This is a genomic window from Dyella subtropica (assembly GCF_026283965.1).
Classification (GTDB): Bacteria; Pseudomonadota; Gammaproteobacteria; order Xanthomonadales; family Rhodanobacteraceae; genus Dyella_D; species Dyella_D subtropica.
This window is the reverse complement of record NZ_JAPDPD010000017.1, coordinates 81,051-104,267: the sequence shown is the minus strand read 5'-3', so window position 1 is coordinate 104,267 and position 23,217 is coordinate 81,051. Positions and strand designations below refer to the sequence as shown.

20 protein-coding genes are annotated in these 23,217 nt (G+C 63.5%); 11 read left to right on the top strand and 9 right to left on the bottom strand.

Annotation, left to right across the window (positions count from 1 at the left end; all coding sequences use genetic code 11):
* Positions 1–2: 2 nt before the first annotated feature.
* The 4 genes from OUZ45_RS15355 to OUZ45_RS15340 form a co-directional block, all read right to left on the bottom strand.
* A complete protein-coding gene (locus OUZ45_RS15355) occupies positions 3–2,462 on the bottom strand; it encodes a TonB-dependent receptor (protein ID WP_266171009.1) in 2,460 nt (819 codons plus the stop codon).
* A 227-nt stretch (positions 2,463–2,689) separates the two neighbouring features.
* Entirely contained in the window at positions 2,690–3,850 is a 1,161-nt protein-coding gene (locus tag OUZ45_RS15350) for an SO2930 family diheme c-type cytochrome (RefSeq protein WP_266171008.1), read from the bottom strand.
* Positions 3,851–4,118: 268 nt separating this feature from the next.
* A complete protein-coding gene (locus tag OUZ45_RS15345; protein WP_266171007.1) occupies positions 4,119–5,357 on the bottom strand; it encodes a parallel beta-helix domain-containing protein in 1,239 nt (412 codons plus the stop codon).
* A gap of 142 nt (positions 5,358–5,499) precedes the next feature.
* Complete coding sequence (locus tag OUZ45_RS15340) at positions 5,500–6,585, bottom strand: AraC family transcriptional regulator (RefSeq protein ID WP_266171006.1); 1,086 nt, start codon at positions 6,583–6,585, stop codon at positions 5,500–5,502.
* Between the two features lie 197 nt (positions 6,586–6,782).
* Between OUZ45_RS15340 and OUZ45_RS15335 the strand changes: the two genes are divergently transcribed.
* The gene (locus OUZ45_RS15335) at positions 6,783–7,595 is read left to right on the top strand and encodes an acid phosphatase (protein ID WP_266171005.1); all 813 of its coding nucleotides are present in this window, start codon (positions 6,783–6,785) and stop codon (positions 7,593–7,595) included.
* A 139-nt stretch (positions 7,596–7,734) separates the two neighbouring features.
* Here OUZ45_RS15335 and OUZ45_RS15330 read toward each other — a convergent pair whose 3' ends face one another.
* Both OUZ45_RS15330 and putA read right to left on the bottom strand, forming a co-directional pair.
* Positions 7,735–8,625, bottom strand: a complete 891-nt coding sequence (locus OUZ45_RS15330; RefSeq protein ID WP_266171003.1) for a class I SAM-dependent methyltransferase — start codon at positions 8,623–8,625, stop codon at positions 7,735–7,737.
* Between the two features lie 140 nt (positions 8,626–8,765).
* Entirely contained in the window at positions 8,766–11,954 is a 3,189-nt protein-coding gene (gene putA, locus OUZ45_RS15325) for a bifunctional proline dehydrogenase/L-glutamate gamma-semialdehyde dehydrogenase PutA (protein WP_266171002.1), read from the bottom strand.
* Positions 11,955–12,190: 236 nt separating this feature from the next.
* Here putA and OUZ45_RS15320 point away from each other — a divergent pair, with 236 nt between their 5' ends.
* The 5 genes from OUZ45_RS15320 (at position 12,191) to OUZ45_RS15300 (ending at position 16,413) form a co-directional block, all read left to right on the top strand.
* Positions 12,191–12,631: a DUF2244 domain-containing protein gene (locus OUZ45_RS15320; RefSeq protein WP_266171041.1), complete on the top strand. Its 441-nt coding sequence runs from the start codon at positions 12,191–12,193 to the stop codon at positions 12,629–12,631.
* A gap of 20 nt (positions 12,632–12,651) precedes the next feature.
* On the top strand, positions 12,652–13,593 hold the full coding sequence (coxB, locus tag OUZ45_RS15315) for a cytochrome c oxidase subunit II (protein ID WP_266171000.1): 942 nt from the start codon (positions 12,652–12,654) through the stop codon (positions 13,591–13,593).
* A 53-nt stretch (positions 13,594–13,646) separates the two neighbouring features.
* The gene (gene ctaD / locus OUZ45_RS15310) at positions 13,647–15,263 is read left to right on the top strand and encodes a cytochrome c oxidase subunit I (RefSeq protein ID WP_266170999.1); all 1,617 of its coding nucleotides are present in this window, start codon (positions 13,647–13,649) and stop codon (positions 15,261–15,263) included.
* A 54-nt stretch (positions 15,264–15,317) separates the two neighbouring features.
* Positions 15,318–15,449, top strand: a complete 132-nt coding sequence (locus OUZ45_RS15305; RefSeq protein ID WP_266170998.1) for a hypothetical protein — start codon at positions 15,318–15,320, stop codon at positions 15,447–15,449.
* Between the two features lie 76 nt (positions 15,450–15,525).
* A complete protein-coding gene (locus OUZ45_RS15300; RefSeq protein WP_266170997.1) occupies positions 15,526–16,413 on the top strand; it encodes a cytochrome c oxidase subunit 3 in 888 nt (295 codons plus the stop codon).
* A gap of 188 nt (positions 16,414–16,601) precedes the next feature.
* Here OUZ45_RS15300 and OUZ45_RS15295 read toward each other — a convergent pair whose 3' ends face one another.
* Positions 16,602–16,817: a twin transmembrane helix small protein gene (locus tag OUZ45_RS15295; RefSeq protein WP_131151818.1), complete on the bottom strand. Its 216-nt coding sequence runs from the start codon at positions 16,815–16,817 to the stop codon at positions 16,602–16,604.
* 59 nt (positions 16,818–16,876) lie between these two features.
* Here OUZ45_RS15295 and OUZ45_RS15290 point away from each other — a divergent pair, with 59 nt between their 5' ends.
* From OUZ45_RS15290 to cyoE, 4 genes are read left to right on the top strand one after another with little or no spacing between them, the layout of a single operon-like run.
* Positions 16,877–17,617, top strand: a complete 741-nt coding sequence (locus tag OUZ45_RS15290) for an SURF1 family protein (protein ID WP_266170996.1) — start codon at positions 16,877–16,879, stop codon at positions 17,615–17,617.
* Complete coding sequence (locus OUZ45_RS15285) at positions 17,614–18,183, top strand: hypothetical protein (RefSeq protein ID WP_266170995.1); 570 nt, start codon at positions 17,614–17,616, stop codon at positions 18,181–18,183. Before OUZ45_RS15290 ends, OUZ45_RS15285 begins: the two co-directional genes overlap by 4 nt.
* Positions 18,183–19,352, top strand: coding sequence for a COX15/CtaA family protein (locus OUZ45_RS15280; RefSeq protein WP_266170994.1), 1,170 nt, complete (start codon positions 18,183–18,185; stop codon positions 19,350–19,352). The genes OUZ45_RS15285 and OUZ45_RS15280 overlap by 1 nt, the downstream gene beginning before the upstream one ends.
* Positions 19,349–20,251 carry a heme o synthase gene (gene cyoE, locus OUZ45_RS15275; protein ID WP_266170993.1) on the top strand — a complete coding sequence of 301 codons (903 nt, stop codon included), beginning with the start codon at positions 19,349–19,351 and terminating at the stop codon, positions 20,249–20,251. Before OUZ45_RS15280 ends, cyoE begins: the two co-directional genes overlap by 4 nt.
* Here the strand turns inward: cyoE and OUZ45_RS15270 are convergent.
* Complete coding sequence (locus OUZ45_RS15270; RefSeq protein ID WP_266170992.1) at positions 20,236–21,393, bottom strand: amidohydrolase family protein; 1,158 nt, start codon at positions 21,391–21,393, stop codon at positions 20,236–20,238. The genes cyoE and OUZ45_RS15270 overlap by 16 nt on opposite strands.
* A gap of 10 nt (positions 21,394–21,403) precedes the next feature.
* Positions 21,404–22,423: a radical SAM/SPASM domain-containing protein gene (locus tag OUZ45_RS15265; RefSeq protein ID WP_266170991.1), complete on the bottom strand. Its 1,020-nt coding sequence runs from the start codon at positions 22,421–22,423 to the stop codon at positions 21,404–21,406.
* 456 nt (positions 22,424–22,879) lie between these two features.
* Between OUZ45_RS15265 and OUZ45_RS15260 the strand changes: the two genes are divergently transcribed.
* On the top strand, positions 22,880–23,128 hold the full coding sequence (locus OUZ45_RS15260; protein WP_266170990.1) for a hypothetical protein: 249 nt from the start codon (positions 22,880–22,882) through the stop codon (positions 23,126–23,128).
* Positions 23,129–23,217: the final 89 nt, after the last annotated feature.

Here is a 23,217-nt window from a genome sequence, read left to right as displayed (position 1 = left end):
CATCAGAATTTGGCGCGGAGTTCCACGCCCCACATGCGCGGCGGCGTGATGTTGGCGTAGGGCGTACCGAACACGGTGGTGCTGATGTTGTCCACGCCCGTCACATAGCGATTATTGAACAGGTTGCTTGCATACAAGGCCACGCCCCAGCGATCGCCGGCCGAATGCCAGTCCACTCGTGCATCGGTGCGCTGCTGGCTTTCGCCGACTTTGAAGTTGGGGCTGATCACGCAGGTGCCCTGCAGTCGCGAGTCGTTGTTGCAGCGGCCAGGGCCGCGATAGGCGTAGCTCAGATCGAATTCCAGCGAACCGTTGACCACGTTGCGTAGGGTGTAGGAGACGCCCGTGGCGTAGGAGAAGCGCGGTTCGCCGGTGGGCTGCCCGGTTAGGTTGGCGCCGGAATCCGCGACGGCCTTACGGTAGGTGGCGTCGATGTAAGCGCCTGTGAAATTGAATCGCAGGTCGGTCACCGGTTGCCACTGCGCTTCCAACTCCAGGCCCTTGGCTTCCTGGTTGGTGCTGTTGACCAGGTAGCGCGGCACGCCGGAGCCGGCGCTGTTGGGATCGAGGGTGAGCGACTGTTTGTTGTCGTAGCGGTAGTAGTACACCGAGGTGTTGAGCAGCAGGTTCTGTTCCGGGAAAACGCTCTTCACGCCGGCCTCGTAGTTGATCACCTTCTCCGGCGCGAAGCGCGAACCCACCTGCACGCTGTTGAAGCCACCGGCCTTGTAGCCCTTGGTCACCGAGGCATAGCCCATCACGTCGGGGGTGAACTTGTAATCCACCACCACACGCGGACTGAGGTTGTTCCAGGTGTTCTTGAACTTCACCGGCACGCCGATCGCATCGGTGAAGATGATGTTGTTGCTGAAGGCGGCCAATGCCATCTGCGCGTCGGGCGGCAGCATGCCGGTGATGCCGGCCTGGTTCAGTGCCTGCACAGTGGCGTCGAACTGTGGCGCGCTGCGCGGCATGTTGTACCAGGAGAAGGTTTTCTGGTCGCGCGTGTATCGAATGCCAGTGGTGATGTTGAGGCGGTCGTCGATATGCCAGATCACGTCGCCGAACGCCGCATAGGCCTTGAACTTGCCGTCATTGCTGATGGCTTCGTGCCAGGGATCGCCGAGCAGCGTGTACGGCAAGCCCATGCCTGCCAATGCATTGCTGATATCAGTGAGTGGTGTGCCCACGTGCATGACGTTTTGCGCCAGCGTGTCGAGGCTGTCGGTATAGAGGTTGGTCTGGCTGGTCTGGCGCGCTTGCTCCTGGTAGTAGCTCACGCCGCCGACCCAGTCGGCGATGCCGGTGTTGCCCGACAATTTGAATTCCTGATACCAGCTGTTGTTGTGCTCGATGTTCGTGGTATCGAGATACGTGACGATGTGATTGGTGCCGTCGTAATCGCCACGATTGAACGTATCGAAGCCGCGCCACGCGGTAGTGGAGACCAGGCTGCCCCAGCCGAAAGAATGATCCAGCGACAGCGTGACGCCATCGAAAGTGCGCGACTCGCGTGCGCCGACGGCATCGTTATATAGCGGCGCATGCAGCGGGTTGAGATACGTGGCCGGGTTTGCGGGAAACGGTGGGCGCTGGTTGGTGTCGTTCGACAGCGGAATCAGGCCGATCGCCGGGTGCGGCGGCTGGTTGAGCTTCTCGTGATCCCACGACAGCAACATGCGGGTGTCGGAGGTGATGTTCCAGCGGAACACTGCGCGCGTACCCCAGTCGTTGTCTTCGCCATAACGCTTGCCGGTGGCGGCATCCTTGATCCAGCCGTCGCTCTGGTTGTCGAGCACGCTGAAACGCAGCGCCATGTCCTGGTTGATCGGCAGATTGATCAGCGCGTCGGCATAGCGTTTGCCATAGTTGCCGATACGCACGCGCCCCTTGGCTTCGAAACGATCGCTGGGCTCGTTGGTGACGATGGAGATCGCGCCGGCCGCCGCGTTGCGCCCAAACAGCGTGCCCTGTGGACCCTTTAGCACCTCGATGCGCTGGATGTCATTGAAGGCGAGCAGCGCACCGCCGGAGCGGGCGGCGTAGACGCCATCCACATACACGCCCACAGCGGGCTCCGTGCCAATGCCGAAGTCGCTGGTGGAAATGCCGCGCAGTTGGTAGTTCGGTTGGGTCGGCTGGGTGGCGCTGATCACCAGACCGGGGACGAAGATATCCATCTTGCTCAGGTCGGTCGCTGCCAGCGTGTCCACCTGCTTGGAAGTGATGATCTGCAGCGGGATCGGCACCGACTGCATTTCCTGGCTGCGACTCTGCGCGGTGACGGTGATGTTGCCGAGTAGCTTGGCCTTGGCCGGGTCGGCGTTGCCCTGGTCTGCGGGCTTGTTGTCCTGCGGCGACGGATCGTCGGCAAACGCGGGATGGATGCTGCAGAGCATGAGCGCAGTACCGCCCAGTATCTGGCGAAGGCTGATGGTCAGCGGACGTGGACGGATGGTCATCACCGGTTTCTCCCCTCGGTAGTGAAGCCGCGGTGTGGCGGCTGCCGTGCGTTTTTGTTGGATGGATGAAGCAGTGAAGCAATGAAGCGGGGAGTGTTGTCGCAAGGGCCTACCCCTCCCCAACCCTCCCCTGCAAGCAAGGGAGGGAGCAGGGTGTCGCGAGCCTTTAGCTCCTCCCCTTGCTTGCAGGGGGAGGCTGGGAGGGGGTAAGCCCTTGCGACACCCTCTCAATGCACCGTGACGCAGCTCCCCGGCTGCGCCGCGATCCATGCCTTGATCAATGCCACGCCTTCGCGATGCACCGTGCTGCGTCCGATCTCCGGCATCATTTCGCCGGGGTCGGCCGAAGCCATGCGATACGACAGGATCGAGTCGTCCGGCTTGCCGGGCACGATGTCGAACATGTGATCGCCGGTGCCGCGGCCGGCCGCTACGGGTGGTTTGCAGACGCCCAGGTGGCGGTCTTCCGGTGCACTCGCATCCAGCGTCAACGAAGTGGTGTTGGCCGCGCCCTTCGGGTTGTGGCAATGCCCGCAGTTGATGTCGAGATAGGCGCGTGCGCGTGCGTCGAGCGAGGCGTGCTCATCCGCCCAGTTCGCGTTGCGTGGTGCTTGTGCGGGTGCCGGCGCGCCGGTGAGGTAGCCCACCTTCATCAGATGTTCGAGCTGATTTTCGTCGCCGCTGGCGTAGTGATAATCGCGATTGAGATGGCGCGCCTTCGGGCCGATCGGGTGAATCTTGCGTGTCACCCAGTCCTGCGCATGGCAGCTGGCGCACTGGCTTTCGTCGGGCACGACGTAGTTGAAGTCTTCGCGTGAGTTGTCGGCAGCGACCAATGTCAGCGGCAACACGGCACCGGTGCGCGCAAGGTCCGCCTCAGTCTGCGCGTCGTTCCACACGTAGGGCATTGCCGCCCAGCCATCTGCGCGATGCACCAGGACGCGCGTTTCGATCAGATGCACGTGCGAAAGATCCAGGCCTTCGCCGGCGAAGTCGTGCGAGCTGTCATAGGTGCGCGCGACATCGCCCGTTTTGCCGTCAGCGGCTTTCGGGTAATAGAAAGTTTTGCTTAGCACCGTGCCGACCGGGAAGTCGAAGGTGTTGGTCGGGTCGTACTTCACCGACACGCCCTTCGGCATCCAGATCGTGCGCAGCTTGTGCGCGTAATCGGTGAACAGCGGCGTGTTGAGGTCGTACGGCATCACTCCCTGGTTGAGCATGAGCTTGCCGTCGCGCACTTCCACCACGTGCCAGTCGCTGAGCTTCGGTGGCCGTCCTTCCGGATGGAAAGCCACCGGGTCTATCTCCCGGTGGCAGGCGGTGAGGCAAAGCAGGGCGGTCAGCGCGAATGCGCGCATCCAGAACTTCATCGACATCGATACGCGCATTAGTGCCTGCTCCATGCCTTTGCGTAGCTCGCGTTGCTCCTTTGTGGGCGCCAGGTGGTGGGGCGTGGCGCAGTGTTTGACTGGCCGTCAAACCAAGCCGCGCGTCGCCGCCTGGCGCCCACAAAGGAGCAACCCTGCGGGCCGGGTCTGTTTGCCCGCATGGCGGCGTCATCACTCGGTTGTGTACGGACGTACACGCCCTCGTTCTTCCTTGCCCTGCGCGCAAACAGATCCCGGTGCGGGCCACGCAAAGGCATGGAGCAGGCACTCATGCTTTTGGTGCCGGCTCAAGCACGACGGCGGGCAGCTTCGGCAGCGTGCACTCGAAGGGCTTGGTATCGGTGCTGGGGTTCTTGTAGCCGTTCGGACCATCCGCACTCAGTACACCGCTGACGTCCTGGATGCAGATGCGGTCATTGGCCGGCGGCAGGCCATCGACCAGCGTCTTGGTGTCGGCGTAGCCATCCCACAGTACGTCCGGGAAGTGGCCGGTGAGGCCGTAGACGGCGGTCTTCAACATCTTGAAGTCGACGCCATCGGGCGAGTCGCCGCCGCCCTTGAGGCGATTGCCGTAGACGAAGATGCCCTTCGGATACGGGTTGTAATCCGCCGCCACACCCTTGGTGTTGTAGTAGTTGGTGGAGAAATAGCTGGAGATGATCACGTTCGCCGTCTGGTGATTGACGATGTCGTTGTCGAAGATCTCCACTTGGTCGTTGGAGTTCACCACCACGCCCGAGCCGGCCGGCACGCTGGCCACCGCTGCACCCTTGGCGGCGAAGTTGCCGAGGTTGTTGTCGATCACCTGATTCTTGAACGCGCGCGTTGCCTTGCCCGCCTGCGACAGGTTCGGCATGTTGAACACCAGGATGCCGCCGGTGTTGCGGGTGGCGGTGTTCTCGTACACGTCGGCGTTGATCGAGTTCTCGATCTCGATGCCGGCCACGTTCTGCTCGGCGCGATTGCGGCGCACGATGATGTTGCGCGACTGGCCCACGTAGATGCCGGCGTCGGAGGCGCCAATCACCACCGAGTCCTCGATCAGCACGTTCTCGGTCTTCACCGGATACAGGCCGTAAGCGCCGTTGGTGGTCTTGGGGCCGCCGGTCCATTCCACGCGTACGCCGCGGATGGTGATGTTCTTGCCCTGGTTGATCTTGAGCGCGTCGCCCTTGGTGTCTTCCAGCGCGAGGTTCTCGATGGTGAAGTCGCTGGCGTTCACCAGCAGGCCTTCCGGCCCTACTACCTGGCCCTTGAACGACAGCACGGTCTTGTCCTTGCCGGCGCCGCGGATGGTGACGCCGTCGGCGCGCAGGCTCAGGCCGCGCTTAAGCGCGTAGTGGCCGGCGGGAATCTCGATGACGCTGCCGGGTTTGGCGTCCAGCAACTGCTGTTGCAGCTTGGCCTGGAAGGCACTGTCGGCTTCGCTCTGCGCGACCGGTTGATCGTGACCGCCGCAACCGGCAAGCGCTGCGCCGAGCGCGACGGTGAGTACTAACTTGCGCATGTTCGGTGAACCTCCCCAGGAACCGAGAACATCAAAGCGCCGTGTCGGGCGCCGTCTGTAGGCCACTGTTGCGCAATGCGGCGCGATGGGGGAGGGCAAAACGGCCAAGTGCCGGGGGGCAAATCGGCCAGATTCGATGCGTTTACGCCGCCGCCCGTCTTGCGGCCTGCGGCGGCATGCCGGTCCAGCGTTTGAACGCACGTCGAAATTCACGCGGATCGCTGAAGCCCAGCTCGCTGCCGATCTCCGCCACGCTCAGGGCGCCGGCCTGCAGCAATTCCAGGGCGCGCTCGGCGCGGACACGGTCGTGGATTTCGCGGAAGATGCGACCGCTCTCGGCCAGCTTGCGGCGCAATGAGCGTTCGCTGAGGTTGAGCGTGCGGGCCACGTCCTGCAATTTGGGCTGGTCGCGCAATTGACTGCGAAGCAGGCGTTCCACCGCCGCGACGATTTCCTGGTGCGGCTCGCCGCCATCCGGGGTCATTTGCTGCGCGCACAGTGCCAGTGCCTGACGAGCGGTCAGCGGGTTGTGGCCGGGCAGCGGGCGCGCCAGCCACTGGGTATCGATCAGCAGGCGGTTCTGCGCGGTGCCGAAGCGCACTTCGCAGTCGAACAGCTTCTCGTGCTCCTTGGCATAGCTCGGGCGCGGATAACCAAATTCGACGCGCACCGGCCGCAGCTCGGGGCCGACCAGTTCGCGCGCAATCATCAGGCAGCTGGCGAATAGTTCTTCGCAGAAGAACGGCAGCAATTCGGTATCGCCAAAGCGCGGCCATGCGACCAGGGCCACTTCGCGCTCGCTGACCACCTCGAAATTCAGTTCGAGCAGGCAGCCGCAGATTTTGTGGTGCGCGACGCCGGCCATCATCGCCTCGCCCAGGGTGCGCGATGTCATCATGGCGAGGCCGAGCAGGCCGAAGCCGCCGATGGTGCCCTCGCGGCCGATGCGCAGGCCGGCGTCGGGCACGTTCAGCGCCTGCAGCGCGCGCCGCACGAAGGTACTGGCCTGGCGGTAGGACACACGCAGCGAAGGGTCGGCGATCTGTGTCCGCGAAAGCGCCAATCCGGCGAACCACGACCGGGTGTCCACGCCCAGCGCATCCGCCATCTGCATCAGGTACAACAATTTGTTCGACGGAAACTCGGCCGCCGTGTAGCGCGGATCGTCCGAGGCCAACGGGTGAGTCGCGACATGAGGGAGGCCGACCAGGGCGGCGGGGCGTGCCATCGTTCCTGTTGCTCCAGCGCAGGGTGCCGGCAACGGCCGGCAGTAAAGCTGTCTCTATAGCACGCACGCCGCGCACTCGTTTGCGCGATGCACAAACCTGGGACCCTCTGATCAAGATTGGGGCCGTTGCCGTTTGGCATCTTGTGCGACTTCCGGGCGGCTGTTGATATAGCCCTTTCCAATACCGAGGCGAACCCATGGGCAGGACCATCTTCAAGCTGTCGAGCCTGGTGTTCGCACTCGCGCTTGCGGGTTGTGCGACGGCGCCACAAACGCAAACGCCCATGGCTGCGACCACCGAGAGCAAGGGCTATCTGGCCGAACCGATCGCGCTGCACATGGCCGAGGTGCTGGCGCCTGCACCCCAGCCGGGGTCGGCGCGTTACGAGGCGGATCGCCAGGTGTTTCGAGCTACTCGCAAGCTGGAAGGCACGCCACGCTGGACGCTGGCGACCAGCGACGTGAATCTGGAGGTGCCGGACATGTTGCGGGACTTCAGCTGCGCGATGGGTGCATCGCTCGACGCCTCACGCCTGTCGCGTCTCACCGCCATGCTCAAGAAAGTCGATGCCGATGGCGTGAGCATCACCGAGCCCGCCAAGAAGGCCAATCATCGCCAGCGTCCGTTTCTTATCGATGAGGGTGCGGTATGCCAATCGAAGGAAAAGCTGGCGCGTAGTTTCGATTACCCCTCGGGCCATTCCACCTGGGGTTGGACCGTGGGTCTGATTCTGTCCGAACTGGCGCCTGACCGCGCCAATGAAGTGCTGCTGCGCGCACGCTCATTTGCGGATAGTCGTGTGGTGTGCGGTGCCCACAACCTCAGCGCGATCCAGGCGGGCCAGATCAATGGTTCGGCCATCGTGGCGAGGTTGCATGCGGAGCCGGCGTTCGAGGCAGATATGGCGGCGGCACGGAAGGAGCTTGATGCTTTGCGTGCGTCGGATGTGTCGTTGCCTGGGGCGCAGTGCGCGGCGGAGCATGCGTTGATTGTGGATGCGCCGTATTGAGGTGAGTGATTCGCGCTGGGGGGTAAGCCCTTGCGACACGCTCCCCCATAACGCGAAGACCACTAAGCGACAGCTGCCGCACCCACCGTTGGAGCGATTCGGCCAAACGAGGCCGGCAGCACGCCGTCCCTGGCAACGTTCAAGTGACCTTGCGGAACCAGAAGCTTGAGCCAGCGCCGACTCGCGCGGCAGACGCTCCAAGAGCTTTGTCCAGCGCCGGGCGCAAGAAATGATGCAGGTACATCCCAGCGAGCTCGACCTGGTACATCGTGGACCCCGTGAGCAATGCGCGCAGAAGATACTGCTCGTTCCAGCTCCTGCCTTCGGTCAGCACCCAATCTTGCGGGTACTCCATAGGCAGCCAAATATCATGGACGTGAATGAGCACGCCAGCGCGCAGGAATGGCAGCACCTCGAAGAACAGATGATTGACGTCGGACCCAGTCTTGCTCACGTGGGATGAGTCGACAAACAACACGTCGCCACTCTCCAGTGCGGCGAACACCTGCAGGTCGACGTCTTGTACCTTGCTTTGAATTAGCCTCACGTGAGGTAGTGCGCCAAGGAAGGGGCGCGGAAACGGCTCGATCGCAGTGACCTGCATTTGACCGGCAAACTTCTCGCTTACGACCTGGCTCATCACCATCGTCGAGAAGCCTGAGCCCACCTCAATGACTCGCTTGGGTCGGAACGCTTCCAGCATCCCGACAAGCATCCGTGCATCCAAATCACCGAACTGACCGTTTTCGGTGAAGAAGCGCGGCGGTGCGCCCGCCGCCGGAGGATTGCGGTCGAATTGGCAGGCCGCCATCGCATGGCCCACCTCTCCGGCCAGCAATCTGGCCTGATGTTCGGGGCGGAAATCCAAGCCCGGCATGTGCTCCGGGGACTGGCGCTCGGCCGACCAGATGGCCGCTGTGCGCTGCTTCACTTCGACCCGGTCAACGATCGGCGAATAGAAGCCTGTGCGTGTGAGGTCGAGTCCAAAACGCTCCTGCAGGCGGTCCTGCGTCCAGCGTCGAAGTCGCATAAATCTTGTAAGCACAGATCCCTCGCAGCAGTGACGGTTCTCGATGGTAAAGCACGTCGCCCTGCAGGGCACGGTGCTGCTTGGCCGTGAAGACACAAAAAAGCCCCGCGCGAACCGCGCGGGGCTTTCTTCGCGTGCGCTTACTCGCCGATCGTCAGCAACGACGCATTACCACCCGCCGCCGTGGTGTTGATGGTGAGCGTGCGCTCGCCAGCAAAACGCAGCAAATAGTGCGGGCCACCGGCCTTGGGGCCGGTGCCGGAGAGGCCTTCGCCGCCGAACGGCTGCACGCCGACCACGGCACCGATCTGGTTGCGGTTGACGTAGCAGTTGCCGACGCGTGCGCGGCTCTGGATGAACTCCACGGTGTCGTCGATGCGGCTGTGGATGCCCAGGGTGAGGCCGTAGCCGGTGGCGTTGATCGCGTCGACCACCTTGTCCAGCTCGCTGCCCTTCCAGCGGATCAAGTGCAGCACCGGGCCGAACACTTCGCGAGTGAGCGTGGATAGCGAGGGAATTTCATAGGCGCGCGGTGCAAAGAAGGTGCCGTTGCCGGTGATGGCCGGGTCGAGTGCGACTTCGCCGATCTTCTTTGCTTCTTTGTCCATGCGCGCGGCGTGGTCGACCAGGATTTTCTTCGCATCCTCGTCGATCACCGGGCCCACGTCGGTGGAGAGCAGGGCCGGGTCGCCCACCTTCAATTCGGCCATCGCGCCGGTCAGCATGGTGCTGACCTTGTCGGCGATGTCTTCCTGTACGAACAACACGCGCGCGGCGGAGCAGCGCTGGCCGGCCGACTGGAACGCGGAGGAAATCACGTCCTTGACGATCTGCTCGGGCAGGGCGGAGGAGTCGGCGATCATCGCGTTCTGGCCGCCGGTCTCGGCGATCAGCGCGGCGATCGGCGCATTGCGTGCAGCCAGGGCGCGGTTGATCGCCCAGGCGGTTTCGGTGGAGCCGGTGAAGGCCACACCAGCCACGCGCGGATCGCGAGTCAAGGCAGCACCGACGGTGGCGCCGTCACCGGGCAGGTATTGCAGCACGTCGGCCGGCACGCCAGCTTCCTGCAGCAGCTTCACTGCGGCATAGCCGATCAGGCTGGTCTGCTCGGCCGGCTTGGCGATCACGGCGTTGCCGGCGGCGAGTGCGGCGCTGACCTGGCCGAGGAAGATTGCCAGCGGGAAGTTCCACGGGCTGATGCAGACGAATACGCCACGACCATTGAGGAAGAGCTGGTTGCTCTCGCCGGTGGGGCCAGGCAACTGCTCGGGCTGGCCGAACAAGCGGCGCGCCATGGCGGCGTAGTAGCGCAGGAAGTCAGCCGCTTCGCGGATTTCGGCGATGGCGTCGGGCAGGCTCTTGCCGGCTTCACGTACGCACAGCGCGATGAACTCGCCGCGGCGCGCTTCGAGCTGCTCGGCGGCGTGCTCCAGGATGGCGGCGCGGCTGGCGGCCGGCAGGCGATCCCAGTGGTGGTGGGCGGCGACGGCGTTGGCCAGCGCCTTCTCCACCGTGGCGCTGTCGGCGGTGATGTAGCTTCCGATGGCCTGGCGGCGGTCGGCGGGGTTGGTCACCTGCACGGTCGCGCCGGTGCTGCTCGCGCCCGGCACCAGCGGTGCCGCGGTCCACGGACCGGACTGGGTGTTAATGGCCTCGGCGAGGGCCTTCAGTTCGTTGTCGTTGGCGAAGTTGATGCCCATGGAATTCTTCCTGGATACAAAATTTGCATTCTGCGCAAGCGCAGAGTGGTCACCGTAGAGATTGACCGGCAGCGGGATGCGCGGATGGGGGATGGAGGCGAAGGCGCGTACCGTTTCGCACGGGTCGGCGACCAGTTCGCGCACCGGCACGCTCTCGTCCACCACGCGGTTGACGAAGCTGGTGTTGGCGCCGTTCTCGAGCAGGCGGCGCACCAGGTAAGGCAACAGGTCTTCATGGCTGCCCACCGGCGCGTAGACGCGGCAGGGCACGTTGAGGCGATCCTTGCCGATCACTTCGGCGTACAGATCGGTGCCCATGCCGTGCAGGCGCTGGTATTCGTAGGTGCGACCCCTGGCGGCGTGATGCACGGCCGCGATGGTGTGCGCGTTGTGCGTGGCGAACTGCGGGTAGATCAGTTCGATGCCGGCGTCGAACAGCTTGCGCGCGCAAGCCAGGTACGACACATCGGTATTGGGCTTGCGCGTATACACCGGGTAGCCGGGCAGGCCGTTTTCCTGCGCGCGCTTGACCTCGGCGTCCCAGTACGCGCCCTTCACCAGGCGCACGTACCAGCGGCGGTTGGCCGCGCGCGCGGTTTCGATCAGCCAGTCGATGACGAACGGTGTGCGCTTGGAGTAGGCCTGCACCACGATGCCCAGGCCGTTCCAGCCTTGCAGTGACGGATGTGCGAACACCTCGCCCATGATGTCCAGCGACAGCTCGAGGCGATCGGCTTCCTCCGCATCGACCGACAGCGCAATGCCGTGCTTCATCGCCAGCTGCGACAGTTCCAGCAGCTTCGCGGTGAGGTCGCGGCGTGCGCGTTCGCGGTTGGCGACTTCATAGCGCGGATGCAGCGCGGAAAGCTTCACCGAGATCGACGGCGCGTCGGTGTGATTCGCGAACGGGCCGCGCGCACCGATGGCGGCGATCGCATTGCGATAGTCCTGCTGATAGCGCTCGGCCGTCTGGCTGGTCAGCGCGGACTCGCCGAGCATGTCGTAGGAATAGCGATACATCGCGTATTCCTTCTGCGCGCAGCGATCCAGCGCTTCGCCGATGGTGCGGCCCATGACGAACTGGTGACCCATGATGCGCATGGCCTGGCGTACGGCCAGACGGATCGCCGGTTCGCCGGCGCGGCCGACCAGGCGCTTGAGGGCGCCGGTGAAGTCGTGGCGCGTGTCTTCGGCCAGGTTGACCAGATGGCCCGTCAGCATCAGGCCCCAGGTGGAGGCGTTGACGAACAGCGACTCGCTTTGGCCCAGGTGCTTCTTCCAGTTCGCATCGCCGAGCTTGTCGCGGATCAGCTTGTCGGCCGTGGCCGAATCTGGAATGCGCAGCAGCGCTTCGGCCACGCACATCAGCAGCACGCCTTCCTCGCTGGAAAGGTCGTACTGCCGCATGAAGGACTCGACGGCGCTCTGATCCTTGGCGCGCACGCGCACCCGGGTCACCAGATCAGCGGCGAGGTCGATCACCTTTTCGCGTTCGACCGGTGGCAGGGTGGCCTGGGTGAGCAGGTCATTGACCGCTTCGGTCTCGTCGCGCAGCCAGGCGGCAGTGATGCGCGCACGGGCCGGCTCGGCGCCGGTGGGAAGTTCGGGGCTGAGAATGGGCTGGGTCACAAGGCTGTCAATAGAGTAGGGAAGCGCAGGAAGTCCGGGATTGTACGCGCTCGCTAAGAGCACACGCATCCGTATGCGCGCGCCGTGTGGGGATATTGCAAGCTCATGGCAAGGTCAAGCGCCTGCGACATTCTTGCCCGTTCGGTCAGCGCGGCCTATCATTCGCGGGTTCCAGGCACGCCGGTGTTCCCATGATCGTGCTTCGACCAGCTGACGCCGGCCTGCCGTGCGCGACGATGTGGCTCAAGCCCAATCGCGCACTCAGCCGACGCGACCTGCGTCGATTGATCGGGTTATTGGCGGCTTTGGCGCTGACGACGGCCGGACTGGGCGCGTGGCAGGGGAATGTCTTCGCTCCGCTGTTCGCCCTGGTCGAGTCCTCCGCGGTGGCTCTCGCCCTGGGCGTGGCCTGGCGGGCTGGCGACCGCAGCGAGCGCATCACCCTCGACATGTCGTCGCTGGAGGTGCAATCCCTGCCAGGCCGGCGCTGTACGCGTTTCCAGTGCTACTGGGTGCGGGTGCAGTTGAAGGATGGGGCGGGGCACCGTCGTCTGCTGCTGACGTCGCATGGGCGCGAGCTGGAAATCGGGGTTTTTCTCGCCGATGAGGAACGCGCCGAGCTGTCGAGGAAACTCATGGTGTTGCTGGACGATATCAACCGCCAGCCGCGCAGGTAGGTTCAACAAAGGTGCAAGACATGACATCTGGCAGCATCAGGCCCGGCGGCATCAAGCGAGCAGTCACAGCGTTGGCGTTGGCCGCCTTCGCGTTGTTCGGCAGCGTGGTTCAGGCGAACCCCGAACCCGGACAGCTGAACATGCCGCGCGGCGTGACCACGTATTCAAACGTGCCGTATTTCCTGAACAACGTTGCGCTAGGTGTCTGCGTCGTCATCGGCATCCTGGTGTTCGGTGCGATGTTCATCGCCATGTTCCGCTTCCGCAAGTCGCGCGGCGCCGTGGCCGAGAAGTGGTCGCACAACACCACGCTGGAGATCGTGTGGACCACCATCCCGGTGATCATCCTGATCGTGCTGGCCTACCTGGCCACCGGCGGTCTGAAGACCTTCTCCGACACCACCAATGCGCAGATGACCGTCAAGGTCACCGGCTACCAGTGGAAGTGGCGCTACGACTACGTCGACTACCAGGGCAAGGCGATCGACAAGGTCGGTTTCATGTCCAAGCTCGATCGAGAGAGCGACGAGACCCGCCAGCTGAAGTCGGGCCTGGACCCGAATGCGGTCAAGGTCGACGGCTACAACACCTATCTGATCAATGTGGACGAGCCGCTGGTCGTTCCCATCGATACCAAGATCCGCTTCGTGATCACCGCGGGTGACGTCATTCACTCCTGGTGGGTGCCGGCGCTGGGCTGGAAGATGGACGCCATCCCGGGCATCGTCAACGCGGCTTGGACCAACATCAAAGAGCCAGGCGTGTATCGCGGCCAGTGTGCCGAGCTGTGCGGCCAGGACCATGGCTTCATGCCGATCGTGGTGAAAGCCGTGCCGAAGGCCGAATTCGAGCAGTGGCTGGCTTCGAAGCAGCAGTCGGCGACGCCGGCTCCGGCCGCCGCTTCCACGGCTGCCGCGCCAGCCACGGCACAGGTTGCTCCCGCACAGACCCCCAAGGGTTGATCCGGCTGCTCACGCAGTTCCACGTTTTTCGCATTAGGTAGAGGTGCAAGGCCATGGCCCACGCAGCCACCCACGATCACCACGACGACCATCACGGCGCGCCGAGCAATTTCTTCACGCGCTGGTTCATGTCCACGAACCACAAGGACATCGGCACGCTGTACCTGGTCTTCTCGCTGCTGATGTTCTTCATCGGCGGCAGCTTCGCCATGGTGATCCGCGCCGAGCTGTTCAAGCCGGGCCTGCAGCTGGTGCAGCCGTACTTCTTCAATGAAATGACCACGATGCATGCGCTGGTCATGATCTTCGGTGCGGTGATGCCGGCCTTCGTGGGCCTGGGCAACTGGATGATCCCGCTGATGATCGGTGCGCCGGACATGGCGTTGCCGCGCATGAACAACCTGTCGTTCTGGATCCTGCCGTTCGCCTTCGCGCTGCTGCTGTCCACCTTGTTCCTGCCGGGCGGCGGCCCGGCCGGTGGCTGGACCATGTACCCGCCGCTGTCGCTGCAGGGCGATTCGGTCGCCTACGTGGTGTTCGCGGTCCACTTGATGGGTATCAGCTCGATCATGGGCGCGATCAACATCATCGCGACCATCCTCAACATGCGCGCCCCGGGCATGGACCTGCTGAAGATGCCGGTGTTCGTGTGGAGCTGGCTGATCACGGCGTTCCTGCTGATCGCGGTGATGCCGGTGCTGGCCGGTGCGGTGACCATGCTGCTCACCGACAAGTACTTCGGCACCAGCTTCTTCAATGCGGCCGGTGGCGGTGACCCGGTCCTGTTCCAGCACATCTTCTGGTTCTTCGGGCATCCCGAGGTCTACATCATGATCCTGCCGGCCTTCGGCCTGGTCTCGGAGATCATCCCGACCTTCGCCCGCAAGCCGATCTTCGGCTACAAGGCGATGGTGTACGCGATTGCCTCGATCGCTTTCCTGTCGTTCATCGTGTGGGCGCACCACATGTTCGCGGTGGGCCTGCCGCTGGGCGGCGAGATCTTTTTCATGTACGCGACGATGCTGATCGCGGTGCCCACGGGCGTGAAGGTGTTCAACTGGGTCAGCACCATGTGGGGCGGCTCGATGACCTTCGAGACCCCGATGCTGTTCGCGGTCGCCTTTGTGATCCTGTTCACCATCGGCGGCTTCTCCGGCCTGATGCTGGCGCTGGCTCCGGCGGACTTCCAGTACCACGACTCCTACTTCGTGGTGGCCCACTTCCACTATGTGCTGGTGACCGGCGCGATCTTCGCCATCATCGCCGGGTCGTACTATTGGCTGCCCAAGTGGACCGGCCACATGTACAGCGAGTTCTGGGGCAAGGTGCACTTCTGGAACAGCGTGGTCTGGGTGAACGTGCTGTTCTTCCCGCAGCACTTCCTGGGCCTGGCCGGCATGCCGCGCCGTATCCCGGACTACAACGTCGCGTTCGCCAACTTCAACATGATCAGCTCCATCGGCGGCTTCTTGTTCGGCGCCTCGCAGCTGATCTACGTCGGCGTGATCATCCACGCGGTGTGGTTCTCCAAGAAGAAGGCCCCCGACCGCGTGTGGGAAGGGGCCAAGGGTCTGGAATGGACCGTGCCGTCGCCGGCACCGCACCACACCTTCGAGCTGCCGCCGGTGATCCACGACGACGAGCTGGCTCACGGTCACGTTGAAGATTGATAGATAAGGTCACCTCGGCCGCTTGCGGCTGAGGTGATTGGAAACTGCGTTCAGATGACTCAGCAAGACACGGATTCGAGCAACGAAGCGCGCCGAAAGAGCGCGAAGCGGACCGCGCTGGTGGTGGCCGTGATCGCAGCAGCGATCTTCCTGCTCTCGATCCTGCAGATGTTGAAGGTCAAGTAAGGCAGTCAGGTTTTGCATTTCCCCGCGCAATTCGGCGGGGTGGAAGTAACAAGAGAAAATCCACGGGAATCTCACCATGGGTCAGCAGCAAGGCGCTTATTTCGTTCCGTCCAAGAGCCATTGGCCGATCGTGGCCGCGGTCGTCATGTTCGTCACCGTGTTCGGTGCCGCGCATTGGCTGAACGCACAGCCCGGTGAGGCCGGCTTTGGCAAGACCGTGCTGACGGTCGGTTTCGTCGGCATCTTGCTGATGTTCTTCGGCTGGTTCCGCTCGGTGATCCGCGAGTCGCTCGCCGGTAGCTACAACCACCAGGTAGACACCTCGTTCCGCATGGGCATGATGTGGTTCATCTTCTCCGAGGTGATGTTCTTCGCGGCCTTCTTCGGCGCGCTGTTCTATGCCCGCATGTTCTCGGTGCCGTGGCTGGGCGGCGACGGCCATGGCGTGCTGACCCACCAGTTCCTGTGGAGCGACTACGCCGCGGCCTGGGGCGCTAACGGTGGCGGCGGCCCGGGCAAGGTTGGCGGCGACTTCCAGACCGTGGCGGCCTGGGGCCTGCCGCTACTGAATACGCTGATCCTGCTCAGCTCGAGCATCACCGTGACCATCGCGCACCATGCGCTGAAGGCTGGCCATCGTGGCAAGATCCTGGTGTTCCTCGGCCTGACCGTGCTGCTGGGCGCCAGCTTCCTGTACTTCCAGGCGCACGAGTACATCGAGGCCTACAAGGAGCTCAACCTGACCCTGCAGAGCGGCGTCTACGGTTCGACCTTCTTCATGCTCACCGGCTTCCACGGCATGCATGTGACGTTGGGCACGATCATGCTGGCGATCATCTGGCTGCGCTGCGCCAAGGGTCACTTCACCAAGGATCACCACTTTGGTTTCGAAGCGGTGGCCTGGTACTGGCACTTCGTGGACGTGGTGTGGCTGGGCCTGTTCATGTTCGTCTACATTCTTTGAGAACGCCGCTGGCGTTCACAACAAAAAGCCCGCCAAACACGGCGGGCTTTTTTGTCTCTGTAGGAGCGCACCCTGTGCGCGAACCCAAGGTCATCGCTTCGTAGGTTTTTCGCGTACAGGGTGCGCTCCTACCGGTACCTCGCACGAGGTGTCGCATGCAAAGCGCAGGCGGCACCGGGACGGTACAATCACTGACCCACGCCGTGCGGGTGCAGCCAGCCCATCCAGATGCCGAGTACGACCATCAGGATGAGTAGCACCGAAAGCCCGATACGGCGGGTCAACGCCCATACCGTGCGCTTGCTGCCGTCCTTGTCGGTCATCATGAAATACAGCGCTTGACCGAGATTGAATAGCACCACCAGCAGCAGGATCACCAGCGCATATTTGTAGATGGTTTCCACGTGATTGGTCCAAACGACGACGACATCCGCAGTATAGCGGTCGCTTGTGGTGGCTCTGCATGAGTCTGCTGCGGCGTCCTGCCTGGTGGGCCGTGCTGCTGACGCTGGCCGGAACCTTGCTGTTCCTGCGTTTGGGCGTGTGGCAGCTGCATCGCGCCGACGAAAAAGAAGAACTTCTGCGTCGCTATGCCACATCGGCCACGGCTCCGGTGCGCGAATTTGCCGCGGTGGCCGAAGCACCACCTGTGAACGCCTATCCGCGCGTGCAGGTGCGGGGCGAATACCTGACTGATCGCGTCTACCTGCTCGACAACCCCAAGCATGACCAGCGTGGCGGCGTGGAGGTCTATGCACCTTTCCGTCTGCATGGGCAAAGCCGTTTGCTGTTGGTCGACCTGGGTTTCCTGCCGGGCAACGGCACGGACCAGACGCCGCAGCTGCCGCCGCTACCTGGCGGTGAGCGCGAGCTGCAAGGCCTCTACTTGCCGGCGCCGGGTGTGGGTTTCGAAATGGGCGGCGATGCGCTGGCGCGCCAATCGCATTGGCCCAAGACCACGGTCTACCTGGACCTGGCGCAGGTCTCCGGCGATCTCGGTATCTCGCTGTATCCGCGCGTGCTTTCTCTCGACGCGGACCCTGCTGCTATCTATGTGCGCAAGCACACGCCCGATTTCACATCGATGCCGTCCGCGCGACATCGAGCCTATGCTTTTCAGTGGTTCACCTTCGCCGTGGTGGCGGTGGTGATGTTTTTGATCCTGCACCGCAAGCGCAAACCGAAACCCTCGGACCAGCCATGAACAAGCCAGCCAACGCGGCACGACGCAGCAGCCGCCTGAAACTCCTCCTGATCATGGCCGTGTTCGCCGCGCCGATCATCGCCGCCGGTGTACTGACCTTCAGCGGCTGGCAGCCGGGCGGCAAGGGCAATGGTCAGCCGATCGCGCCGCAGCGTAACTTCGCAGACGAGAAGCTGCGCGTGTCATTGGCCGACGGTCAGGTCTGGGCATGGCGTGCCACCGAGCCACAGCTCACCCTGATCGCGCTGCCGGGGCCGGATTGCGGCAGGCAATGCGTGGACACGCTGACCAAGATGGCCGCGGCGCGCATCACGCTCAATCGCAACGCACCGCGCCTGCGCCTGCTCTTCGTCGGCACGCCGCCGGCTGACGCCGACAGCGACGGCATGAAGAATTACTGGCAGATCGGCAGCGACAGCGACGGCAAGCTCGCTGCATGGCGCCCAACCTCGCCGGACAGCGTGAGCGCGCTGCTGGTCGAATCCAACGGCACCGCACTTGCCCTGTATCCTGCCGGCTTCGATCCGACCGGTCTGCGCAAGGACCTGCAGAAGGTGATTCGCTGATGTCATCCCGCTCCGTGAAAATCCTGCGCGGCCTGGCCTTGCTCGCTGCCGTGTTTGCCTTCGGCGTGGTGATGTTCGGCGCCTTCGTGCGCCTGTCCAACGCTGGTCTGTCCTGCCCGGACTGGCCGACCTGCTACGGCAAGGCCAGTTGGCCCGAACACCAGCATGAAATCGCCCAGGCCAACCAAGCCTTCCCGGATCGTCCGTACGAAACACACAAGGCCTGGCGTGAACAGGTGCATCGCTTCCTCGCCGGCACGCTTGGTGTGCTGGTGCTGACGTTGGCGCTGATCGCCAGCTGGCGGCGGCCGTGGGCACGCTATGCCGTGATACTTGGCGCGATCTTCGCGGCGGCAGGTGTGGGCCTTTACATGCACGGCGAGCACCTGTGGTCGTCGGTGCTGTCTGCCTTCGCGATAGGGCTTCCGCTGATCGCCGCCGCAGGTCTGAATCGACCGGGCGCGTGGCGCATCAGCGTGCTGGCGCTGGCGGTGATCATTTTCCAGGCCATGCTCGGCATGTGGACGGTCACCCTGCTGCTCAAGCCGATCGTCGTGATGGGACACCTATTGGGCGGCATCACCACGTTCGCCCTACTGGCTTATGCCGCGCTGCGCTTCGCCGGTGTGGGTGCCCGCGACGACAGCTACGCCGCGCTGCGTCGCCTGGTAGTGATTGGCGTAGTGCTGCTGATCGCGCAGATCGCTTTGGGTGGATGGACGTCCGCCAACTACGCCGCGCTCGCCTGCGGCACTGATTTCCCCCAATGCCTCGGCCAATGGGCGCCGCCGGCCGACTTCAAGGAAGGCTTCGTGTTGTGGCGAGGCATCGGCGTGAACTACGAAGGTGGCGTGCTCGACATGGCCGCGCGCAGCGCCATCCAGATTGCGCACCGCATCGGCGCACTGGTGGTGTTCGGCTATCTCGCGTGGCTGGCATATAGGGTTTCGCGTCGCGGGTTGCGCGCCTTCGGTGTGGCCATCGTGGTGGTGCTGATATGCCAAGTGCTGCTGGGCGTGAGCAATGTTCATTTTGGCCTGCCGTTGCCGGTGGCCACGCTGCACAATGGTGTCGCCGCGCTGCTGCTGTTTGTCTTGCTGGCCACGCTGGCGCGTACGCAACGCAAGCAGGATGACGCCATGTTCCAGAACCTGGGACGACACGCATGAGCCGTTTCAACGAATACCTGGAATTGACCAAGCCGCGCGTCGTTGCGCTGCTGGTGTTCTGCGCCGTCATCGGCATGTTCCTCGCCGTGCCGGGCATACCGCCGTGGCGTGCGCTGGTGTTCGGCACGCTGGGCATCTGGTTGGCGTCCGCCTCGGCCGCGGCGTTCAATCACCTGATCGATCACCGCATCGACAAGCTGATGGCCCGCACCGCCCATCGGCCGCTCGCCACCGGACATCTCTCGCTGAACCAAGTGCTCACCTTCGCACTCGTGCTTGGCGTGGTCTCGATGCTGGTGCTGGTGTTTCTGGTGAACCCGGTGACCGCACTGCTCACCTTCGGTGGCCTGATCGGCTACGCCGTGATTTACACCGCCTACCTCAAGCGTGCGACACCGCAGAACATCGTGATCGGCGGTCTCGCAGGCGCGATCCCACCCGTGCTCGGCTGGACAGCGGTCACTGGAGCCCTGCATCCGTTCGCGTTGCAGCTGTGCTTGATCATCTTCGTGTGGACGCCGCCGCATTTCTGGGCGCTGGCGATCTTCCGCCGCGACGATTACTCGCGCGCGCAGGTGCCGATGCTGCCCGTGACCCACGGCGTAGTGTTCACGCGCTGGCATGTGCTGTTCTACACGATCCTGCTGGTGCTGGTGACTTTGCTGCCTGCGCTGACCGGCTACAGCGGCCTGATCTATCTCGGCGGCGCAGCGATTTTGGGTGCTGGCTTCCTCTACTACGCCGTGCGCTTGCTCAACCCACCCGACGAACTGTTTGCGATGAAGGTATTCAACTATTCCATCGTGTATCTGATGGCCTTGTTCGCCTTCTTGCTGGTGGACCATTGGCTGGTTGGGCCCGTTGTGCAACAGGGGCTGTCGTTTCAGCCGGTGTCGTAAACACGGTCCGCGCCGTTTACCGGTGACGGCTGCGTCGATTTGCTCAGAGCATCCACAGGGGCGGGCTGGGCATCTGCCATGGCTCGGCGATACAAGCGCGCGCCGTTATTCCACAGGATGCGGGATTTTGTTTGCATGGACAGATCCTGGCGCGCGACAAAGGTGCTGACGGCGTCTGGAAACATGCTGTCGCGGTGAGGGTAATCGGTGGCCATGACGATGCGGGTATCGCCGATGGCGGCGACGACCTCCGCCAGGTATTGCTCGCCGGCATCGGCGGATACATAGCATTGCCTGTGAAAATAGTCGCTAGGTCGAAGCGCCAACGGGACGTCCAGGTCCTCCGGAAATTTTTCGTACGTATCGTCCAGGCGCCATAGCCACCAGGGCACCCAGCCGCAGCCGCCTTCGAGAAAAGCGCATGTGAGTCCGGGGTGCCGTTCGAGAACGCCGCCAGCGACCAGGCTCGCGAAAGCGAGCATCAGTTCGAGCGGATTGCGCGCGGCGTCGGCGATCAAGCGTCCGCCGCTGTGATCGATAAAACGGCGCCCGATATCGTCGCGCAGTGTCCATACGCCGGTGGGATGAAAACAAACGGGTACGCCGAGGTCTTCGATGGCCTGCCACAGCGGTTCGAAATAGGGATCGTGGATGTGCTGGCCGTTGACCGGGTTGGGATTGCCGATCACGGCGACGGCGCCGAGTTGTTCCACGGCACGCTTCACTTCCTTCACCGCAAGCCCCACGTCGTGATAGGCGATTTGCGCAGCGAACTTGAGCCGCTGTGGATCATGGGAGCAGAAGTCGTGCGTCCAGTCGTTGTGCGCACGCGCCAGGGCGTCGGCAAAGGAAGGGTCGATGTCGTCATGCATCTGCACGTGCCGCCCGCGGGTGCCGAACAGCACGGCAACATCGATCCCTTCGATAGCCATCGCCTGCAAGTGCGAGGGCGGGTCGTAACCCGCCGCGGATGCCTTGCGATAGTGTTCGTGCCGCTCTTTCGTCGTTGGATGCGGCGAGCCCGCGGCAGGCCGCGGGCGGGGTGCGAGCGTCCTGTACCGTTCATCGAGATGGCGTGACCACAGATCGTCCGGCTCGATGGTATGCAGGTCGGCATCGAAGACGCGAAAGCCGCTTTTCATCCCGCGTCCTTCAGAGCGATTTGCTGATGAAGGGGTTGGGGCGGTAGGCCGTCTGCTCCGGTGGGCAGCCAATGCTGGGCTTTTCCGGGCTGCAGTCCGGGGCCGGGATTTCAGGTCCGCATGGTCCGGGATCGATCTCTGGCCCACATTGTCCAGGATCGCGCTCTGGCGTACACGGTGGCGCGGGTTGTTCGGGCGAGCACATCGATGCATTGAGCGCGCGTGGTATCGCGGCGCTATGAGCCTCGATCAAGGCGTCGCGGAAATCACGCAATGCCTGGCCGCCGAAAGCCGCGCTCAAGCCGCCACGGCTGACGTGTCCGAGCGAGGCGAAGCGCGCGAATACACAGGGGTAGATCTCCCCATCCGAGCTGACGCAAACCTTCCCGTCGCGGCAACGCCCGCAGAGTTCTTTCAATGGCGGTTGCGACGAACGCTCATGCGAACCGCGTCCGAGTCCGCGCAAGCGATCGACATGTACGGCGGCGACGCCGGCTTCGCGCAGCCGCTGTTCGGCTTCATGCACGTCGTGGGCATTGGCTTTCATTGCGATGATGCTGGCACGCACGGGCAGGCCGGCGTCGACCGCCCAGCGCAAGGCGCGATCGGTCTTGTCGAAACTGCCGTTGCGGCGCGTGACCTGATCGTGCACCGCGCCGGTCGAGCCATAAACGGAAAACGCCAGGTTGACCCGATGCTGGAGAAAAACCGCTTTCAGGTCTTCGCTGAAATGCGTGCCGTTGGTGTAGACGCAAACATGCTCGTAGCCGAGCTTGCGCGCATGTCCGATCAATGCCGGCAAGCCGGGATAGAGTGTCGGCTCGCCACCGATGAACTGCACCTTCTTGCAGCCAAGCGCAGCAGCTTGATCCAGCGCGTCGAACCAATCGGCGAGGTTCATGCCTTCGGACAGAGGTCGCTTGGGTCCGGAGTCCGCGTAACAATGGACGCATTCCAGATTGCAGCGTGCGGTGAGTTCCAGCCAGATAAAATCGAGTCGCTCGCGAGTAACCGTGACCTGAGCTTGCATGGTCTATCTCCTCCGCGGTGGCGTGTCGTTTTGATCGAGATGCGGTGCCGGCAGTCCTCTGGACAATCGGGCGCCAAACTACCGCGAAAGCGGGGACGCTTCCACGATCCGCAACGCCCGATGGCACCGACGATGGCCGGGCGAACGGTTTCATGGCGAACGCATGAACTTTCGGCCGCATTCTCTCTTTCCGAAGGTTGACAACCCCGCAGTGCAGCAAGACAATGCGCGCGCCACCCGGCGCGTCGCGCCCGTGGCATCCCTGTCCGACCAAACCAAGGCATATGGACGTTTACCCTAGTCGCAACGTCGACATCCGCGAGCATCGGGTGCCGGCATTGCATAACAAGCTGATTGTCTGCGGCGACCGCCTGCGGTCGGCTGGCGCTTTCCTCGACTAGGGAAGTCCGGCCCACCTCCGATGGCGCCGTGGGCGCCATGACGAGGAGATGGGCTATGAAGCTCCTTCGCAATTTTATCCGTCTGCGCACTGCAGGCCGTTCCCTATGGGGCGGTAGCCGTGACGTTTCCCGCCGTTCCTGGACGATCACCGTGCCGCAGCCGCTGGTTCAGCCAGCTCAGCCGGCCGTGATCGACATGCATTGGAATGCCGACCCGGCCCGTGGCCGCCCGGTCGCTCGTTGGCACGAGCACGCTGCATCGAAAACGCACGGTCATCTGCAGCTGGTATCTAGTCACTGTTGAAGATATCAACGATGAAGCGCGCTGCTTTCCGTAAAGGATGGCCCCCGCCAGTTCCCTGGCGCGGGCCGCACATGCGGTCGTAGCACGGG

What these genes read in the sequence shown, in the direction of transcription:
- OUZ45_RS15285 (WP_266170995.1), top strand. Translation starts at nt 17,614, where the DNA reads ATGAACAAGCCAGCCAACGCGGCACGACGCAGCAGCCGCCTGAAACTC.
- OUZ45_RS15270 (WP_266170992.1), bottom strand. Translation starts at nt 21,393, where the DNA reads ATGAAAAGCGGCTTTCGCGTCTTCGATGCCGACCTGCATACCATCGAG.
- coxB (WP_266171000.1), top strand. Translation starts at nt 12,652, where the DNA reads ATGACATCTGGCAGCATCAGGCCCGGCGGCATCAAGCGAGCAGTCACA.
- OUZ45_RS15300 (WP_266170997.1), top strand. Translation starts at nt 15,526, where the DNA reads ATGGGTCAGCAGCAAGGCGCTTATTTCGTTCCGTCCAAGAGCCATTGG.
- OUZ45_RS15335 (WP_266171005.1), top strand. Translation starts at nt 6,783, where the DNA reads ATGGGCAGGACCATCTTCAAGCTGTCGAGCCTGGTGTTCGCACTCGCG.
- OUZ45_RS15345 (WP_266171007.1), bottom strand. Translation starts at nt 5,357, where the DNA reads ATGCGCAAGTTAGTACTCACCGTCGCGCTCGGCGCAGCGCTTGCCGGT.
- OUZ45_RS15350 (WP_266171008.1), bottom strand. Translation starts at nt 3,850, where the DNA reads ATGCGCGTATCGATGTCGATGAAGTTCTGGATGCGCGCATTCGCGCTG.
- OUZ45_RS15340 (WP_266171006.1), bottom strand. Translation starts at nt 6,585, where the DNA reads ATGGCACGCCCCGCCGCCCTGGTCGGCCTCCCTCATGTCGCGACTCAC.
- OUZ45_RS15290 (WP_266170996.1), top strand. Translation starts at nt 16,877, where the DNA reads ATGAGTCTGCTGCGGCGTCCTGCCTGGTGGGCCGTGCTGCTGACGCTG.
- OUZ45_RS15265 (WP_266170991.1), bottom strand. Translation starts at nt 22,423, where the DNA reads ATGCAAGCTCAGGTCACGGTTACTCGCGAGCGACTCGATTTTATCTGG.
- cyoE (WP_266170993.1), top strand. Translation starts at nt 19,349, where the DNA reads ATGAGCCGTTTCAACGAATACCTGGAATTGACCAAGCCGCGCGTCGTT.
- OUZ45_RS15305 (WP_266170998.1), top strand. Translation starts at nt 15,318, where the DNA reads ATGACTCAGCAAGACACGGATTCGAGCAACGAAGCGCGCCGAAAGAGC.
- OUZ45_RS15280 (WP_266170994.1), top strand. Translation starts at nt 18,183, where the DNA reads ATGTCATCCCGCTCCGTGAAAATCCTGCGCGGCCTGGCCTTGCTCGCT.
- OUZ45_RS15260 (WP_266170990.1), top strand. Translation starts at nt 22,880, where the DNA reads ATGAAGCTCCTTCGCAATTTTATCCGTCTGCGCACTGCAGGCCGTTCC.
- ctaD (WP_266170999.1), top strand. Translation starts at nt 13,647, where the DNA reads ATGGCCCACGCAGCCACCCACGATCACCACGACGACCATCACGGCGCG.
- OUZ45_RS15355 (WP_266171009.1), bottom strand. Translation starts at nt 2,462, where the DNA reads ATGACCATCCGTCCACGTCCGCTGACCATCAGCCTTCGCCAGATACTG.
- OUZ45_RS15320 (WP_266171041.1), top strand. Translation starts at nt 12,191, where the DNA reads ATGTGGCTCAAGCCCAATCGCGCACTCAGCCGACGCGACCTGCGTCGA.
- OUZ45_RS15330 (WP_266171003.1), bottom strand. Translation starts at nt 8,625, where the DNA reads ATGCGACTTCGACGCTGGACGCAGGACCGCCTGCAGGAGCGTTTTGGA.